The organism is Stenotrophomonas sp. HITSZ_GD (assembly GCF_029543105.1).
Classification (GTDB): Bacteria; Pseudomonadota; Gammaproteobacteria; order Xanthomonadales; family Xanthomonadaceae; genus Stenotrophomonas_A.
Genome location: NZ_JARQXB010000030.1, coordinates 1 through 16,141, shown reverse-complemented (window position 1 = coordinate 16,141; position 16,141 = coordinate 1). Strand labels below are relative to the sequence as shown.

11 protein-coding genes and 1 tRNA gene are annotated in these 16,141 nt (G+C 64.5%); all 12 read left to right on the top strand.

Features of this window, described 5'->3' with window-relative positions:
• Window positions 1-134: 134 nt before the first annotated feature.
• The 12 genes from P6166_RS17165 to fusA all read left to right on the top strand — a co-directional run bounded on the left by P6166_RS17165 (window position 135) and on the right by fusA (window position 16,011).
• A tRNA-Trp gene (locus P6166_RS17165) sits at window positions 135-210 on the top strand.
• A gap of 48 nt (window positions 211-258) precedes the next feature.
• Window positions 259-669, top strand: coding sequence for a preprotein translocase subunit SecE (gene secE / locus P6166_RS17160; protein ID WP_277765650.1), 411 nt, complete (start codon window positions 259-261; stop codon window positions 667-669).
• A gap of 10 nt (window positions 670-679) precedes the next feature.
• Entirely contained in the window at window positions 680-1,237 is a 558-nt protein-coding gene (gene nusG, locus P6166_RS17155; protein WP_057648587.1) for a transcription termination/antitermination protein NusG, read from the top strand.
• Between the two features lie 201 nt (window positions 1,238-1,438).
• On the top strand, window positions 1,439-1,867 hold the full coding sequence (gene rplK / locus P6166_RS17150) for a 50S ribosomal protein L11 (RefSeq protein WP_057648585.1): 429 nt from the start codon (window positions 1,439-1,441) through the stop codon (window positions 1,865-1,867).
• A 4-nt stretch (window positions 1,868-1,871) separates the two neighbouring features.
• A complete protein-coding gene (gene rplA, locus P6166_RS17145; RefSeq protein ID WP_277765649.1) occupies window positions 1,872-2,570 on the top strand; it encodes a 50S ribosomal protein L1 in 699 nt (232 codons plus the stop codon).
• A gap of 428 nt (window positions 2,571-2,998) precedes the next feature.
• Window positions 2,999-3,523: a 50S ribosomal protein L10 gene (gene rplJ / locus P6166_RS17140; RefSeq protein WP_277765648.1), complete on the top strand. Its 525-nt coding sequence runs from the start codon at window positions 2,999-3,001 to the stop codon at window positions 3,521-3,523.
• Window positions 3,524-3,586: 63 nt separating this feature from the next.
• Window positions 3,587-3,955, top strand: a complete 369-nt coding sequence (rplL, locus tag P6166_RS17135; RefSeq protein WP_277765647.1) for a 50S ribosomal protein L7/L12 — start codon at window positions 3,587-3,589, stop codon at window positions 3,953-3,955.
• A gap of 248 nt (window positions 3,956-4,203) precedes the next feature.
• On the top strand, window positions 4,204-8,358 hold the full coding sequence (gene rpoB / locus P6166_RS17130; protein ID WP_277765646.1) for a DNA-directed RNA polymerase subunit beta: 4,155 nt from the start codon (window positions 4,204-4,206) through the stop codon (window positions 8,356-8,358).
• Between the two features lie 92 nt (window positions 8,359-8,450).
• Complete coding sequence (rpoC, locus tag P6166_RS17125; protein ID WP_277765645.1) at window positions 8,451-12,671, top strand: DNA-directed RNA polymerase subunit beta'; 4,221 nt, start codon at window positions 8,451-8,453, stop codon at window positions 12,669-12,671.
• Window positions 12,672-12,892: 221 nt separating this feature from the next.
• Window positions 12,893-13,267 (top strand): 30S ribosomal protein S12, encoded by a 375-nt coding sequence (gene rpsL / locus P6166_RS17120; RefSeq protein ID WP_003469157.1) that lies wholly within the window; start codon window positions 12,893-12,895, stop codon window positions 13,265-13,267.
• A gap of 12 nt (window positions 13,268-13,279) precedes the next feature.
• Window positions 13,280-13,747 (top strand): 30S ribosomal protein S7, encoded by a 468-nt coding sequence (rpsG, locus tag P6166_RS17115; RefSeq protein ID WP_130317623.1) that lies wholly within the window; start codon window positions 13,280-13,282, stop codon window positions 13,745-13,747.
• Window positions 13,748-13,887: 140 nt separating this feature from the next.
• A complete protein-coding gene (gene fusA / locus P6166_RS17110; protein ID WP_277765644.1) occupies window positions 13,888-16,011 on the top strand; it encodes an elongation factor G in 2,124 nt (707 codons plus the stop codon).
• Window positions 16,012-16,141 lie beyond the last annotated feature (130 nt).

Below are 16,141 nucleotides of genomic sequence, written 5' to 3'. Positions count from 1 at the left end.
GTACCGTCGGCGCCGGCGTGGTGGCCAAGATCACCAAGTAAGTGCCTGCTGTCCGGTGGCTTCGGCCGCCGGATCGCGCGAACGGCGGGCCGGATTGAACATCGGTCCGCCTTCGTTGTCTAAGGGTTTCGTGTACGCCAGTAGCTCAATTGGCAGAGCAGCGGTCTCCAAAACCGCAGGTTGGGGGTTCGAGTCCCTCCTGGCGTGCCATCTCGCAACACCCTTACGACCCAGGTCAGATCGGGTACCCAGAGCCGGATGAATAGTAAAATCGAACCTTCAAAAAATGCTGCCGCTGCCGGCGGCGACATGATCAAGTACGCCGTCTCCGCGGTCCTCGTGGTGGCGGGTCTTTTTGTTTGGTTCTGGTTCTCCGCGCCCGAACGTGCCAGCCAGCTCGGCAGCTGGACGCCGCAGATCCGTGGCCTGGCCGTGATCGTCGGCCTGGTGCTGGGCGGCCTGGTTTTCCTGGGGTCGAGCAAGGGTCGGCAGACCCGCGAGTTCCTGTCCGAGTCGCGCTTCGAGCTGCGCAAGGTCGTTTGGCCGACGCGCAAGGAGTCCATCCAGACCACTTGGGTGGTCATTGTGGTGGTCATCGTCCTCAGCCTGATGCTGGGTGGTATGGATTTCCTGATCCAGTTGGGCACCAAGTGGCTGCTGGGCCGTTGAGGAGGATCAAGTGAAGCGTTGGTACGTCGTTCACGCCTATTCAGGCTTCGAGAAGTCGGTGGCGCAGGCCCTGCGCGACCGTATCGCCCGCGAGGAAATGCAGGAGCGCTTCGGCGATGTCCTGGTTCCGACCGAGGAAGTCGTGGAAATGCGCTCCGGCCAGAAGCGCCGTTCCGAGCGCAAGTTCTTCCCGGGCTACGTCCTGGTGCAGATCGAGACCCACGACGAAGCCGGCATTCCGCGCATCGACAACGAGAGCTGGCACCTGGTCAAGGAAACCCCGAAGGTGATGGGCTTTATCGGCGGCACCGCCGATCGCCCGCTGCCGATCCGCGACGAGGAGGCCGATGCCATCCTGCAGCGCGTTCAGGATGGCGTAGAGAAGCCCCGTCCCAAGGTGCTGTTCGAGCCGGGCCAGATGGTCCGCGTCATCGACGGCCCGTTCAACGACTTCAACGGCGTGGTCGAGGAAGTCAACTACGAGAAGAGCCGCCTGCGCGTGGCCGTGCTGATCTTCGGCCGTTCGACCCCGGTCGAGCTGGAATTCGGTCAGGTCGAGAAGGGCTGAGGCCCGTCCCGGCCGCCGCTTGAGCGGCGGCCCCAAAACCCTGCTATACTGCGCGGCTCGCTCCTCCTGGCGACCGCCAGGACCTTCGGCCACCGCTCGGTGGCCGTCTGCGCAAGAGAAAACGCGATGCCGGGACGCGTACGTCTTTCCCGGCCCGATGGGGAGCCTGATTCCAGGCGCTAGCACCCGGAGAGCACGCACATGGCAAAGAAAGTTGTCGGTTACATCAAGCTGCAGGTGAAGGCCGGTCAGGCCAACCCCTCGCCGCCGGTCGGTCCTGCGCTGGGTCAGCGCGGCCTGAACATCATGGAGTTCTGCAAGGCGTTCAATGCCGCCACGCAGAAGCTCGAGCCGGGTCTGCCGACCCCGGTCATCATCACGGCCTACTCGGACCGTACCTTCACGTTCATCACCAAGAGCACCCCGGCCAGCGTCCTGCTGAAGAAGGCCGCCGGCGTGGCTTCGGGCTCCAAGCGCCCGAACACCGAGAAGGTGGGCAAGGTCACCCGCAAGCAGCTCGAAGAGATCGCCAAGGCGAAGGAAGCCGACCTGACGGCGGCCGAGCTGGAAGCTGCGGTGCGTACGATTGCGGGCTCGGCCCGTTCCATGGGCCTGGTGGTGGAGGGTTAAGCAGATGGCACAGACCAAGCGTGAGAAGGCCATCCAGGCCGCTGTCGTCCCGGGCAAGGCGTACGCCTTCGAGGACGCGATCAAGATCCTGAAGACCGTCACCAAGGCCAAGTTCGTCGAGTCCGTCGACGTTGCGGTGCGCCTGGGCGTGGACGCGAAGAAGTCCGACCAGCAGGTGCGCGGTTCGACCGTGCTGCCGGCCGGTACCGGCAAGAGCGTGCGCGTGGCGGTGTTCGCCCCGGCCGGTGCCAAGGCTGACGAGGCCCTGGCCGCGGGTGCCGAGGCCGTGGGCATGGACGACCTGGCCGAGAAGATGCAGGCCGGCGATCTGAACTACGACGTCGTCATCGCGACGCCGGACGCCATGCGCGTCGTCGGCAAGCTGGGTACCGTGCTGGGCCCGCGCGGCCTGATGCCGAACCCGAAGGTCGGCACCGTCTCCCCGAACCCGGGCGAAGCGGTGAAGAACGCCAAGTCGGGCCAGGTGCGTTACCGCACCGACAAGGCCGGCATCATCCACTGCACGATCGGCAAGGCCAACTTCGACGACGAAGCGCTGAAGTCGAACCTGCAGGCGCTGCTGGCCGACCTGATCAAGGCCAAGCCGGCCACCTCGAAGGGTACCTACCTGCAGAAGGTGTCGCTGAGCTCGACCATGGGCCCGGGCGTCACCGTCGACCAGTCGAGCCTTTCGCTGAAGTGATGCAAGGGCAGGGCGGCCTGTCATCAGGCCGACTTGTCCCGGTAGTACAGGTTTCACCCCCGCCGGGCTCCGGTCCGGACGGGGACATTTGAAGGCGATCGCCGGCTCGTGCCGGCGGTAGCCGTCAAAGACCGCAGGCGCGGTGTTTGTAGATCGGCGACGGGCAAGGAAGCTCGCAATGGCAGGGAGTCGCCGCCGGTCCCGCAGCAGCGCTTAATCCACTTCCGCCAGGAGGTAGGCCTGCGTAGATGGTGTCGCCCTTCTGGAGTTTTTCTGGTTACGCGGTCTGGGATTTCCCAGGTTGGCTCACTCCAGGTCTAGAACGGCCACCACCGGAACATCGGTCGATGTTCCCGGCGTCCAGGAAGGATGCCGCCCTGGACCGCAAGCGGCAGGAGCCGTGCGCGGAGTTCAATTGGAGGAGTGCAATGGCTCTCAATCTGTCCCAGAAGCAAGAAGTTGTCGCCGAGCTGGCAGACGTCGCCGCCAAGGCCCACTCCTTGATCGCAGCCGAATACGCTGGCACCACGGTCTCCCAGATGACCGCGATGCGCAAGCAGGCCCGCGAAACCGGTGTTTTCTTGAAGGTTGTCAAGAACACGCTGGCCGCGCGCGCCGTCGAAGGCACCGATTACGCTGTCGTCAAGGACAAGCTGGTCGGTCCGCTGCTGTATGCGTTCTCGCTCGAGGAGCCCGGCGCAGCCGGTCGCCTGATCAAGGAATTTGCCAAGGGTAACGACAAGCTGCAGGCGAAGGTCGTTTCGATCGGTGGTGAGGTCTTCCCGGCCAGCCACGTCGACGTCCTGGCTTCGCTGCCGACCCGTGACCAGGCCCTGGCCATGCTGGCCCGCGTCCTGACCGAGCCGGTGACGATGTTCGCCCGCGCCGTCAAGGCCGTCGGCGAGAAGCAGGAAGGTGGCGCCGCCGCCGAACCTGCCGCCGAAACCGCCTGAGTTCGATGTCCCTAGCGATCCGCTAGAAACACCATCCAGAAAACATTTCAGAAGGTAATCACAATGTCCCTTACCAACGAGCAGATCGTCGACGCCATCGCCGAGAAGTCCCTGATGGAAGTGATGGACCTGGTCAAGGCCATCGAAGAGAAGTTCGGCGTCTCCGCCGCCGCCCCGGTGGCCGTGGCCGCCGCCGCTGGCCCGGCCGCCGCCGTCGAAGAGCAGACCGAGTTCAACATCATCCTGAAGGACGCCGGCGCCAAGAAGGTCGACGTCATCAAGGCCGTCCGCGCCATCACCGGCCTGGGCCTGAAGGAAGCCAAGGACCTCACCGAGGCCGGCGGCGTCCTGAAGGAAGCCGTGTCGAAGGAAGACGCCGAGAAGTTCAAGAAGGAACTCGAGGCCGCTGGCGCGACCGTCGAAGTCAAGTAAGCAGCACTTTGCATCGCCAGCCTGACACGGCGGTGCACTGAAGGCTGGGGGCGAAAGCCCCCGGCCTTTGGCCGTTGATGGGATCGCGTGTCCCTGACGGCCTGAAAACCAACTCAGTTTCGGGAGTTGGTAGTTGGAAGTAGCGGGAGAAGGCGTGCTGGTGCCGGCAATACCAGCGACTTCCAACTGACAACTCGCAATCTCTGGGCCGCGGACGCGCGGCCCCCACAGCCAAGGTGGAAGATCCCATGACGTCTTATTCGTTCACCGAAAAGAAGCGTATCCGCAAGGATTTCGGCAAGCAGCGCTCGATCCTCGAGGTCCCGTTCCTGCTCGCCATCCAGGTGGATTCCTATCGTGAATTCCTGCAGGAAAACATCGATCCGGCCAAGCGCACGGACCATGGCCTGCACGCCGCCCTGAAGTCGGTGTTCCCGATCTCCAGCTACAGCGGCAATGCTGCCCTGGAATACGTCGGCTACAAGCTGGGCGACCCGGTGTTCGACGAACGCGAGTGCCGCAACCGTGGCCTGTCCTACGGCGCCCCGCTGCGCGTGACCGTGCGCCTGGTGATCTACGACCGTGAGTCGACCACCAAGGCGATCAAGTACGTGAAGGAGCAGGAGGTCTACCTGGGCGAGATCCCGCTCATGACCGACAACGGCACCTTCATCGTCAACGGCACCGAGCGCGTCATCGTCTCGCAGCTGCATCGTTCGCCGGGCGTGTTCTTCGACCACGACCGTGGCAAGACCCACAGCTCGGGCAAGCTGCTGTACAGCGCCCGCATCATCCCCTACCGCGGCTCGTGGCTGGACTTCGAGTTCGACCCGAAGGACGCGCTGTTCACCCGTATCGACCGTCGCCGCAAGCTGCCGGTCTCGATCCTGCTGCGCGCGCTCGGCTACTCCAACGAGGAGATGCTGAACGAGTTCTTCGACATCAACACCTTCCACATCAACCCGGACGAAGGCGTCCAGCTGGAGCTGGTGCCCGAGCGCCTGCGTGGCGAAACGCTGAACTTCGACCTGGCCGATGGCGACAAGGTCATCGTGGAAGCGGGCAAGCGCATCACCGCGCGCCACGTCAAGCAGCTGGAAGCCTCGGGCATTGCCGCCCTGGCCGTGCCGGACGAATACCTGGTCGGTCGCATCCTGTCGCATGACGTCATCGACGCGGCGACCGGCGAACTGCTGGCCAACGCCAACGACGAAATCACCGACGACCAGCTGGCCGCCTTCCGCAAGGCGGGCGTGGACGCCGTCGGCACCCTGTGGGTGAACGACCTGGACCGCGGTCCGTACCTGTCCAACACCCTGCGCATCGACCCGACCAAGACCCAGCTCGAGGCCCTGGTCGAGATCTACCGCATGATGCGCCCGGGCGAGCCGCCGACCAAGGACGCCGCGCAGAACCTGTTCCACAACCTGTTCTTCACCTTCGAGCGCTACGACCTGTCCACGGTCGGCCGCATGAAGTTCAACCGTCGTGTCGGCCGCAAGGAAGTCACCGGCGAAGCCGTGCTGTATGACCGCAAGTACTATGGCGAGCGCAACGACGAAGAGTCCAAGCGCCTGGTGGCCGCGCACGGCGACAGCTCGGACATCCTGGACGTCATCAAGGTGCTGAGCGAAATCCGTAACGGCCGTGGCGTGGTGGACGACATCGACCACCTGGGCAACCGCCGCGTGCGTTCGGTCGGCGAAATGGCCGAGAACGTGTTCCGCGTGGGCCTGGTCCGCGTCGAGCGCGCCGTGAAGGAGCGCCTGTCGATGGCCGAGTCGGAAGGCTTGACCCCGCAGGAGCTGATCAACGCCAAGCCGGTGGCCGCCGCGATCAAGGAGTTCTTCGGCTCCTCGCAGCTGTCGCAGTTCATGGACCAGAACAACCCGCTGTCGGAAGTCACGCACAAGCGTCGCGTCTCGGCCCTGGGCCCGGGCGGCCTGACCCGCGAGCGTGCTGGCTTCGAAGTGCGCGACGTGCACCCGACCCACTACGGCCGCGTGTGCACCATCGAAACGCCGGAAGGCCCGAACATCGGCCTGATCAACTCGCTCGCCGTGTACGCGCGCACCAACCAGTACGGCTTCCTCGAGACGCCGTACCGCAAGGTCGTGGACGGCCAGATCACCGACGAGGTCGAGTACCTGTCGGCGATCGAGGAAAACGAGTACGTCATCGCGCAGGCCAACGCGCTGCATGACGCCAAGAGCCGCCTGACCGAGCAGTTCGTGCCGTGCCGCTTCCAGGGCGAGTCGCTGCTCAAGCCGCCGTCCGAAGTGCACTTCATGGACGTCTCGCCGATGCAGACCGTGTCCATCGCGGCCGCGCTGGTCCCGTTCCTCGAGCACGACGACGCCAACCGCGCACTGATGGGCGCGAACATGCAGCGCCAGGCCGTCCCGACCCTGCGTGCGCAGAAGCCGCTGGTCGGCACCGGCATCGAGCGCGCGGTGGCGCGCGACTCGGGCGTGACCGTGAACGCGCGTCGTGGCGGCGTGATCGAGCAGATCGACGCCGGCCGCATCGTGGTGAAGGTCAACGAGAACGAGATCGTCGGCGAGACCGACGCGGGCGTGGATATCTACACGCTGATCAAGTACACCCGTTCCAACCAGAACACCTGCATCAACCAGCGTCCGCTGGTGAACGTGGGTGACGTGGTGGCGCGTGGCGACGTGCTGGCAGACGGCCCGTCCACCGACATCGGCGAGCTGGCCCTGGGCCAGAACATGCTGATCGCGTTCATGCCCTGGAACGGCTACAACTTCGAAGACTCCATCCTGCTCTCCGAGCGCGTGGTGGAGGAGGATCGCTACACCACGATCCACATCGAAGAGCTGACCTGCGTCGCGCGCGACACCAAGCTGGGGCCGGAGGAAATCTCGGCCGACATCCCGAACGTCTCCGAGCAGGCGCTGAACCGCCTGGACGAATCCGGCGTGGTGTACATCGGTGCGGAAGTGCGCGCCGGCGACATCCTGGTCGGCAAGGTCACGCCGAAGGGCGAGAGCCAGCTGACCCCGGAAGAGAAGCTGCTGCGCGCGATCTTCGGCGAGAAGGCTTCGGACGTGAAGGACAGCTCGCTGCGTGTGCCGCCGGGCATGGACGGCACCGTCATCGACGTGCAGGTCTTCACCCGCGACGGCATCGAGAAGGACAAGCGCGCCCGCCAGATCGAGGAATCGGAGATCAAGCGCGTCAAGAAGGACTTCGACGACCAGTTCCGCATCCTGGAAGCGGCGATCTACGCGCGCCTGCGCTCGCAGATCGTCGGCAAGGTGGCCAACGGCGGTGCCGGCCTGAAGAAGGGCGACAGCGTCACCGACGCCTACCTGGACGGCCTGAAGAAGTCCGACTGGTTCCAGCTGCGCATGAAGGACGACGACGCCGCCGAGGCGATCGAGCGCGCGCAGAAGCAGATCCAGGCGCACGAGAAGGAGTTCGAGCACCGCTTCGCCGACAAGCGCGGCAAGATCACCCAGGGTGACGACCTCGCCCCGGGCGTGCTGAAGATGGTCAAGGTGTTCCTGGCGGTGAAGCGTCGCATCCAGCCGGGTGACAAGATGGCCGGCCGCCACGGCAACAAGGGTGTGGTGTCCATGATCCAGCCGATCGAGGACATGCCCTACATGGCCAACGGCGAGACCGTGGACATCGTGCTGAATCCGTTGGGCGTGCCGTCGCGCATGAACATCGGCCAGGTGCTGGAAGTGCACCTGGGCTGGGCCGCCAAGGGTCTGGGCCGCAAGATCCAGCAGATGCTGGAAGCCCAGACTGCGGTGTCCGAGCTGCGCAAGTTCCTCGCCGACATCTACAACCACGAGAAGAAGCTGGGCGAGGACCGCGTCGACCTGTCGCAGTTCACCGATGCCGAGCTGCTGAACCTGGCCAAGAACCTCACCGACGGCGTGCCGATGGCGACCCCGGTGTTCGACGGCGCCACCGAAGCGGAAATCAAGCGCATGCTGGAACTGGCCGACCTGCCGCAGAGCGGTCAGACCCAGCTGTATGACGGCCGCACCGGCGAACCGTTCGACCGCCACACCACGGTCGGCTACATGCACATGCTGAAGCTGAACCACCTGGTTGACGACAAGATGCACGCGCGTTCGACCGGTCCGTACTCGCTCGTCACCCAGCAGCCGCTGGGCGGCAAGGCGCAGTTCGGTGGCCAGCGCTTCGGTGAAATGGAAGTCTGGGCGCTGGAAGCCTACGGCGCGGCCTACACCCTGCAGGAAATGCTGACGGTGAAGTCCGACGACGTGCAGGGCCGCAACCAGATGTACAAGAACATCGTCGATGGCGCGCACGAGATGGTCGCGGGCATGCCGGAGTCCTTCAACGTGCTCGTGAAGGAAATCCGCTCGCTGGCCATCAACATGGAGCTGGAAGGCAATTGATCGCGCAGGCGCGGGTGCCGCACCGGCATCCGCGCCGCCGCAAGCGTCCGACAGTCCCCATCGACAAGTATTCCTCCTGACGGAGAAACACCATGAAAGACCTGCTCAACCTCTTCAACCAGCAGCGCCAGACGCTGGATTTCGACGCGATCAAGATCGCGCTGGCTTCGCCGGACCTGATCCGTTCGTGGTCCTTCGGCGAAGTGAAGAAGCCGGAAACCATCAACTACCGTACCTTCAAGCCGGAGCGTGACGGCCTGTTCTGCGCGGCCATCTTCGGGCCGATCAAGGACTACGAGTGCCTGTGCGGCAAGTACAAGCGCATGAAGCACCGCGGCGTGGTCTGCGAGAAGTGCGGCACGGAAGTGACGCTGGCCAAGGTGCGCCGCGAGCGCATGGGCCACATCGACCTGGCTTCGCCGGTCGCCCACATCTGGTTCCTCAAGTCGCTGCCCTCGCGCATCGGCCTGATGCTGGACATGACGCTGCGCGACATCGAGCGCGTGCTGTACTTCGAAGCCTACGTGGTGACCGAGCCGGGCCTGACCTCGCTCGAGCGCCGCCAGCTGCTGACCGAAGAGCAGTACCTGACCGCGCGCCAGGAGCACGGCGACGATTTCGACGCCGCCATGGGCGCCGAGGCCGTGTACGAGCTGCTGCGCACGATCGACCTGCAGTCGGAGATGACCCGCCTGCGCGAGGAAATCGCCAGCACCGGTTCGGAAACCAAGCTCAAGCGCCTCACCAAGCGCATTAAGCTGATCGAGGCCTTCATCGAGTCCGGCAACCGTCCGGAGTGGATGGTCATGACCGTGCTGCCGGTGCTGCCGCCGGACCTGCGCCCGCTGGTCCCGCTGGACGGCGGCCGCTTCGCGACCTCCGACCTCAACGACCTGTACCGCCGCGTCATCAACCGCAACAACCGCCTGCGCCGCCTGCTCGAGCTGAACGCGCCGGACATCATCGTGCGCAACGAAAAGCGCATGCTGCAGGAATCGGTTGACGCGCTGCTGGACAACGGCCGTCGTGGCCGTGCCATCACCGGCACCAACAAGCGCCCGCTCAAGTCGCTGGCCGACATGATCAAGGGCAAGCAGGGTCGTTTCCGCCAGAACCTGCTCGGCAAGCGCGTGGATTACTCGGGCCGTTCGGTCATCACCGTCGGTCCGTACCTGAAGCTGCACCAGTGCGGCCTGCCGAAGAAGATGGCGCTGGAGCTGTTCAAGCCGTTCGTCTTCGCCAAGCTGCAGCGTCGCGGCCTGGCCACCACGATCAAGGCCGCCAAGAAGCTGGTCGAGCGTGAAGAGGCCGAGGTGTGGGATATCCTCGAAGAGGTCATCCGCGAGCACCCGGTGCTGCTGAACCGCGCGCCGACCCTGCACCGCCTGGGCATCCAGGCGTTCGAGCCGGTGCTGATCGAAGGCAAGGCGATCCAGCTGCACCCGCTGGTCTGCACCGCGTTCAACGCCGACTTCGACGGTGACCAGATGGCCGTCCACGTGCCGCTCTCGCTGGAAGCCCAGCTGGAAGCGCGTGCGCTGATGATGTCCACCAACAACATCCTGTCGCCGGCCAACGGCGAGCCGATCATCGTGCCGTCGCAGGACGTCGTGTTGGGCCTGTACTACCTCAGCCGCGCCCTGGAGAACAAGAAGGGCGAGGGCATGGTGTTTGCCAACACCAACGAAGTGAAGCGCGCCTACGACAACCGCGTGGTCGAGCTGCATGCCAAGGTGAAGGTCCGCATCACCGAGGTGGTGACGGACGACAACGGCGCCAAGCAGAAGAAGACCTCGATCGTGGACACCACGGTCGGTCGCGCCCTGCTGAGCGAAATCCTGCCCGAAGGCCTGCCGTTCGCCCTGGCGAACACCGAGATGACCAAGAAAAACATCTCGCGCCTGATCAACTCCTCGTACCGCATGCTCGGCCTGAAGGACACCGTGGTGTTCGCCGACCGCCTGATGTACACCGGCTACGCCTACGCGACCCGCGCCGGCGTGTCGATCGGCATCGACGACATGCTGATCCCGGACGAGAAGAAGGGCATCCTGACCGAGGCCGAGGCCGAGGTGCTGGAGATCCAGGAGCAGTACCAGTCCGGTCTGGTCACCGCCGGCGAGCGCTACAACAAGGTCGTGGACATCTGGTCGCGTACCAACGAGCGCATCGCCAAGGCGATGATGGACACCATCGGCACCGAGAAGGTGGTCAACGCCAAGGGCGAGACCATCGACCAGAAGTCGATGAACTCGCTGTACATCATGGCCGACTCCGGCGCGCGTGGTAGCCAGGCGCAGATCCGCCAGCTGGCCGGCATGCGCGGCCTGATGGCCCGCCCGGACGGCTCGATCATCGAGACGCCCATCAAGGCGAACTTCCGCGAAGGCCTGAACGTGCAGGAGTACTTCAACTCCACCCACGGTGCCCGTAAGGGTCTGGCCGATACCGCGCTGAAGACGGCGAACTCGGGTTACCTGACCCGTCGCCTGGTCGACGTGGCGCAGGACGTGGTGATCACCGAGGTCGACTGCGGCACGATGGAAGGCCTGACCATGACCCCGATCGTGGAAGGCGGCGACGTGGTCGAGCCGCTGAAGGACCGCGTGCTGGGTCGCGTCGTGGCCGAGGACGTGTTCCTGCCGGGCAACGACGAGGAGCCGATCGTGACCCGCAACACGCTGCTCGACGAGCAGTGGGTCGCCAAGCTGGAAGAGGCGAGCGTGCAGTCGATCAAGGTCCGCTCGACCATCACCTGCGAATCGCCGTTCGGCGTGTGCGCGCACTGCTACGGCCGCGACCTGGCCCGTGGCCACCTGGTCAACATCGGCGAAGCGGTCGGCGTCATCGCCGCGCAGTCGATCGGTGAGCCGGGTACCCAGCTGACCATGCGTACGTTCCACATCGGTGGTGCGGCGTCGCGTGCCGCGGCGGTGGACAACATCACCGTCAAGACGACCGGTTCGGTGAAGTTCACCAACCTCAAGTCGGTCGAGCACGCGAACGGCACGCTGGTGGCGGTCTCGCGTTCGGGCGAAATCTCCGTGCTCGATGCCCATGGCCGCGAGCGCGAGCGCTACAAGCTGCCGTACGGCGCCAACATCTCGGTCAAGGACGCCGCCGAGATCAAGGCCGGCCAGACCGTGGCGAACTGGGATCCGCACAACCACCCGATCGTGTCGGAAGTGGCGGGCTTCATCCGCTTCGTGGACTTCATCGACGGCGTCACCGTCATCGAGAAGACCGACGAGCTGACTGGCCTGGCCTCGCGCGAGATCACCGATCCGAAGCGTCGTGGCTCGCAGGGCAAGGACCTGCGTCCGCTTGTTCGCATCGTCGACGCCAAGGGCAACGACCTGTCGATCCCGGGCACCGACCTGCCGGCGCAGTACCTGCTGCCGCCGCGTTCGATCGTCAACCTGCAGGATGGCGCGCCGGTCGGCGTGGGCGACGTGGTCGCCAAGATCCCGCAGGAAGCGTCCAAGACCCGCGACATCACCGGTGGTCTGCCGCGCGTGGCCGACCTGTTCGAAGCGCGCAAGCCGAAGGATCCGGCGATCCTGGCCGAGCGTTCGGGCGTGATCAGCTTCGGCAAGGACACCAAGGGCAAGCAGCGCCTGATCATCAAGGACACCGATGGCAGCGAGCACGAAGAGCTGATTCCGAAGTACCGCCAGATCATCGTGTTCGAAGGTGAGCACGTGACCAAGGGCGAGACCGTGGTGGACGGCGAGCCGAGCCCGCAGGACATCCTGCGTCTGCTGGGTGTCGAGCCGCTGGCCGCCTATCTGGTCAAGGAAATCCAGGACGTGTACCGCCTGCAGGGCGTGAAGATCAACGACAAGCACATCGAGGTGATCACCCGCCAGATGCTGCGCAAGGTCGAGATCACCGACCAGGGCAACAGCAAGTTCCTGAATGGCGAGCAGGCCGAGCGCCAGCGCGTCATCGAGGAAAATGCACGCCTGGTCGCCCGCAACGAGCTGCCGGCCAAGTTCGACCCGGTGCTGCTGGGTATCACCAAGGCGTCGCTGGCGACCGAGTCGTTCATCTCGGCGGCGTCGTTCCAGGAAACCACCCGCGTCCTCACCGAGGCGGCGGTCCGTGGTACCAGCGACAACCTGCGCGGCCTGAAGGAGAACGTGATCGTCGGCCGCCTGATCCCGGCCGGTACCGGCCTGGCGTACCACACCCAGCGCCGTCGCGGCGCCACCGGTCTCACCGAGTCCGAGATGGAAACCCTGGCCGGCACCGCGCCGGCTACCGAGACCACCGCTCCGGCGGCGGTCGAGGCTGGCTCCGACGAGGAGTAAGCGGTATCCGGCGCGGCTCGACCCGCCGCGCCGGGACAAGTGAAAGGGAGGGCAGGATGCCCTCCGTTTTCCGGCCCTGGACGGGCCAGCAGGCCAGTGACCGTCTCGGTTGACGGGAATTTGACCTGCCAGCTATACTCCCGCCTCTCGGCAGGCCGGCCTTTCGGCCTGTCGTCGTTTTCATGAGGGTCCGACGACCTTCCAATCAGAAGAATCCACTGATGGCGACTATCAATCAGCTGGTCCGCAAGCCTCGGCAAGCGACCACCTACAAGAGTGCCTCCCCGGCGCTGGACAAGTGTCCGCAGCGTCGTGGCGTGTGCACGCGCGTCTATACCACCACCCCGAAGAAGCCGAACTCGGCCCTCCGTAAGGTTGCGAAGGTTCGCCTGACCAACCAGGAAGAGGTCATCAGCTACATCGGCGGCGAAGGCCACAACCTGCAGGAGCACTCCGTGGTCCTGATCCGCGGTGGCCGCGTCAAGGATCTGCCGGGTGTCCGTTACCACACCGTTCGTGGTTCGCTCGACGCCGCTGGCGTTGCCAAGCGCCGCCAGGGCCGTTCGAAGTACGGCGCCAAGCGCCCGAAGAGCTAAGGAAATCAACTAATGTCCCGTAAAGGTTCTACTCCGCAGCGCACCGTCCTGCCTGATCCCAAGCATGGCAGCGAAACCATTGCCCGCTTCATCAACATGGTGATGCAGTCTGGCAAGAAGTCGGTTGCAGAGAAAATCGTGTATGGCGCAATGGACGTCATCGGCGAAAAGAATCCGAACGCCATCGAGCTGGTGCAGAAGGCACTGGACAACGTGGCACCGACCGTCGAGGTCAAGTCGCGTCGCGTCGGCGGCGCTACTTACCAGGTCCCGGTCGAAGTTCGCGCCTCTCGCCGTATGGCTCTCGCCATGCGTTGGCTGATCGATTCCGCGCGCAAGCGTGGTGAGAATTCTATGCCGCGCAAGCTGGCTGCCGAACTCCTGGACGCCTCGGAAAACCGCGGCGGTGCCATCAAGAAGCGTGAAGAGACCCACCGTATGGCGGAAGCGAACAAGGCCTTCGCGCATTACCGCTGGTGAGGTCGGGGGCCTTGGAAACGGGGCCCTGCAGCACCATATGAGGTGCTGAACATCGTGGCGCGCAGCGCGCCACACCAAACCCGAAGGCCGCCGAAAGGCGGCGTTCGGCCATCCGAAATCCGAGAAATTGAGAGGCTCCCGTGGCCCGTACCACTCCCATCGAGCGTTACCGCAATTTCGGCATCATGGCCCACATCGATGCCGGCAAGACCACCACGTCCGAGCGCATCCTGTTCTACACCGGCGTCAGCCACAAGATCGGTGAAGTGCACGACGGCGCCGCCACCATGGACTGGATGGAGCAGGAGCAGGAGCGTGGCATCACGATCCAGTCCGCTGCCACCACTGCGTTCTGGAAGGGCATGGACAAGTCGATGGAGGAGCACCGCTTCAACATCATCGACACCCCCGGGCACGTCGACTTCACCATCGAAGTCGAGCGTTCGCTGCGCGTGCTTGACGGCGCGGTGTTCGTGCTGTGCGCCGTCGGTGGCGTCCAGCCGCAGTCGGAAACCGTGTGGCGCCAGGCCAACCGTTACCACGTGCCGCGCATCGCGTTCGTCAACAAGATGGACCGCACCGGCGCCAACTTCGACAAGGTCGTCGGCCAGCTGAAGTCGCGCCTGGGCGCGGTGCCGGTGCCGATGCAGGTGCCGATCGGCGCCGAAGACGGCTTCGAGGGCGTGGTTGACCTGCTGAAGATGAAGGCCATCCACTGGGATGCCGCTTCGCAGGGCACCGTGTTCGAGTATCGCGATATCCCGGCCGACCTGGTCGAGAAGGCGAACGAAGCCCGTGCGTTCATGGTCGAGTCGGCCGCGGAAGCCAACGAAGAACTGATGGAAAAGTACCTGGGCGGCGAAGAGCTGACCGAGGCCGAGATCATCGAGGCCCTGCGCGTTCGCACGCTGGCCACCGAGATCGTCCCGATGTTCTGTGGCTCGGCGTTCAAGAACAAGGGCGTCCAGGCGATGCTCGACGGCGTCGTGCGCCTGCTGCCGTCGCCTGTCGACGTGCCGCCGGTGACCGGTACCGACGTGGATGACGAAACCAAGCAGCTGACCCGCCAGTCGGACGACAAGGCGCCGTTCTCCTCGCTCGCGTTCAAGATCATCACCGACCCGTTCGTGGGCGCGCTGACGTTCTTCCGCGTGTACTCGGGCGTGCTCAATGCCGGCGACCAGGTGCTGAACTCGGTCAAGGGCAAGAAGGAGCGCATCGGTCGTCTGCTGCAGATGCATTCGAACGATCGCACCGAGATCAAGGAAGTGCGCGCGGGCGACATCGCCGCTGCCGTGGGCCTGAAGGACGTCACCACGGGTGACACCATGTGCTCGCTGGACCACCCGATCATCCTGGAGCGCATGGTGTTCCCGGAGCCGGTGATCTCGATGGCCGTGGAGCCGAAGACCAAGTCGGACCAGGAAAAGATGGGCATGGCCCTGGGCCGTCTGGCGCAGGAAGATCCCTCGTTCCGCGTCAAGACCGACGAGGAATCCGGCCAGACCATCATCTCGGGCATGGGCGAGCTGCACCTGGACATCATCGTTGACCGCATGAAGCGCGAGTTCAACGTCGAGGCCAACGTCGGCAAGCCGCAGGTTGCGTATCGCGAGACGATCCAGGCTTCTGACGTCAAGTCGGACTACAAGCACGCCAAGCAGTCGGGCGGTAAGGGTCAGTACGGTCACGTCGTGATCGAGCTGTCGCCGGCCACCGAGGAAGACAAGCAGAACAAGGATTACAAGGACGACTTCCTGTTCGTCAACGACATCACCGGTGGTGTGATTCCGAAGGAATTCATCCCGTCCGTCGAAAAGGGCCTGCGCGAAACCATCACCAGCGGTCCGCTGGCTGGCTTCCCGGTCGTGGGCGTCAAGGTCAAGCTGGTGTTCGGCTCGTACCATGACGTCGACTCGTCGGAAATGGCGTTCAAGCTGGCCGCCTCGATGGCGTTCAAGCAGGGCTTCGCGAAGGCCAAGCCGGTGCTGCTGGAGCCGATCATGAAGGTCGAGATCGTGACCCCGGAGGACTACCTGGGTGACGTGATGGGCGACGTGAGCCGTCGTCGTGGCGTGCTGCAGGGTTCGGACGAAACGCCGTCGGGCAAGATCATCAACGCGATGATCCCGCTGGGCGAGATGTTCGGCTATGCGACCTCGCTGCGTTCGCAGACCCAGGGTCGTGCGACCTTCACGATGGAGTTCGATCACTACGAGCCGGCTCCGTCGAACATCGCCGACACCGTGATCAAGAAGGGCTGAGCGCAAGCTCAGTCCTTCCCCCTCTTTCTTTCTGATATTCAAGGTATACAACAATGGCCAAGGGTAAGTTCGAGCGCACCAAGCCGCACGTCAACGTCGGCACCATCGGTCACGTCGACCACGGCAAGAC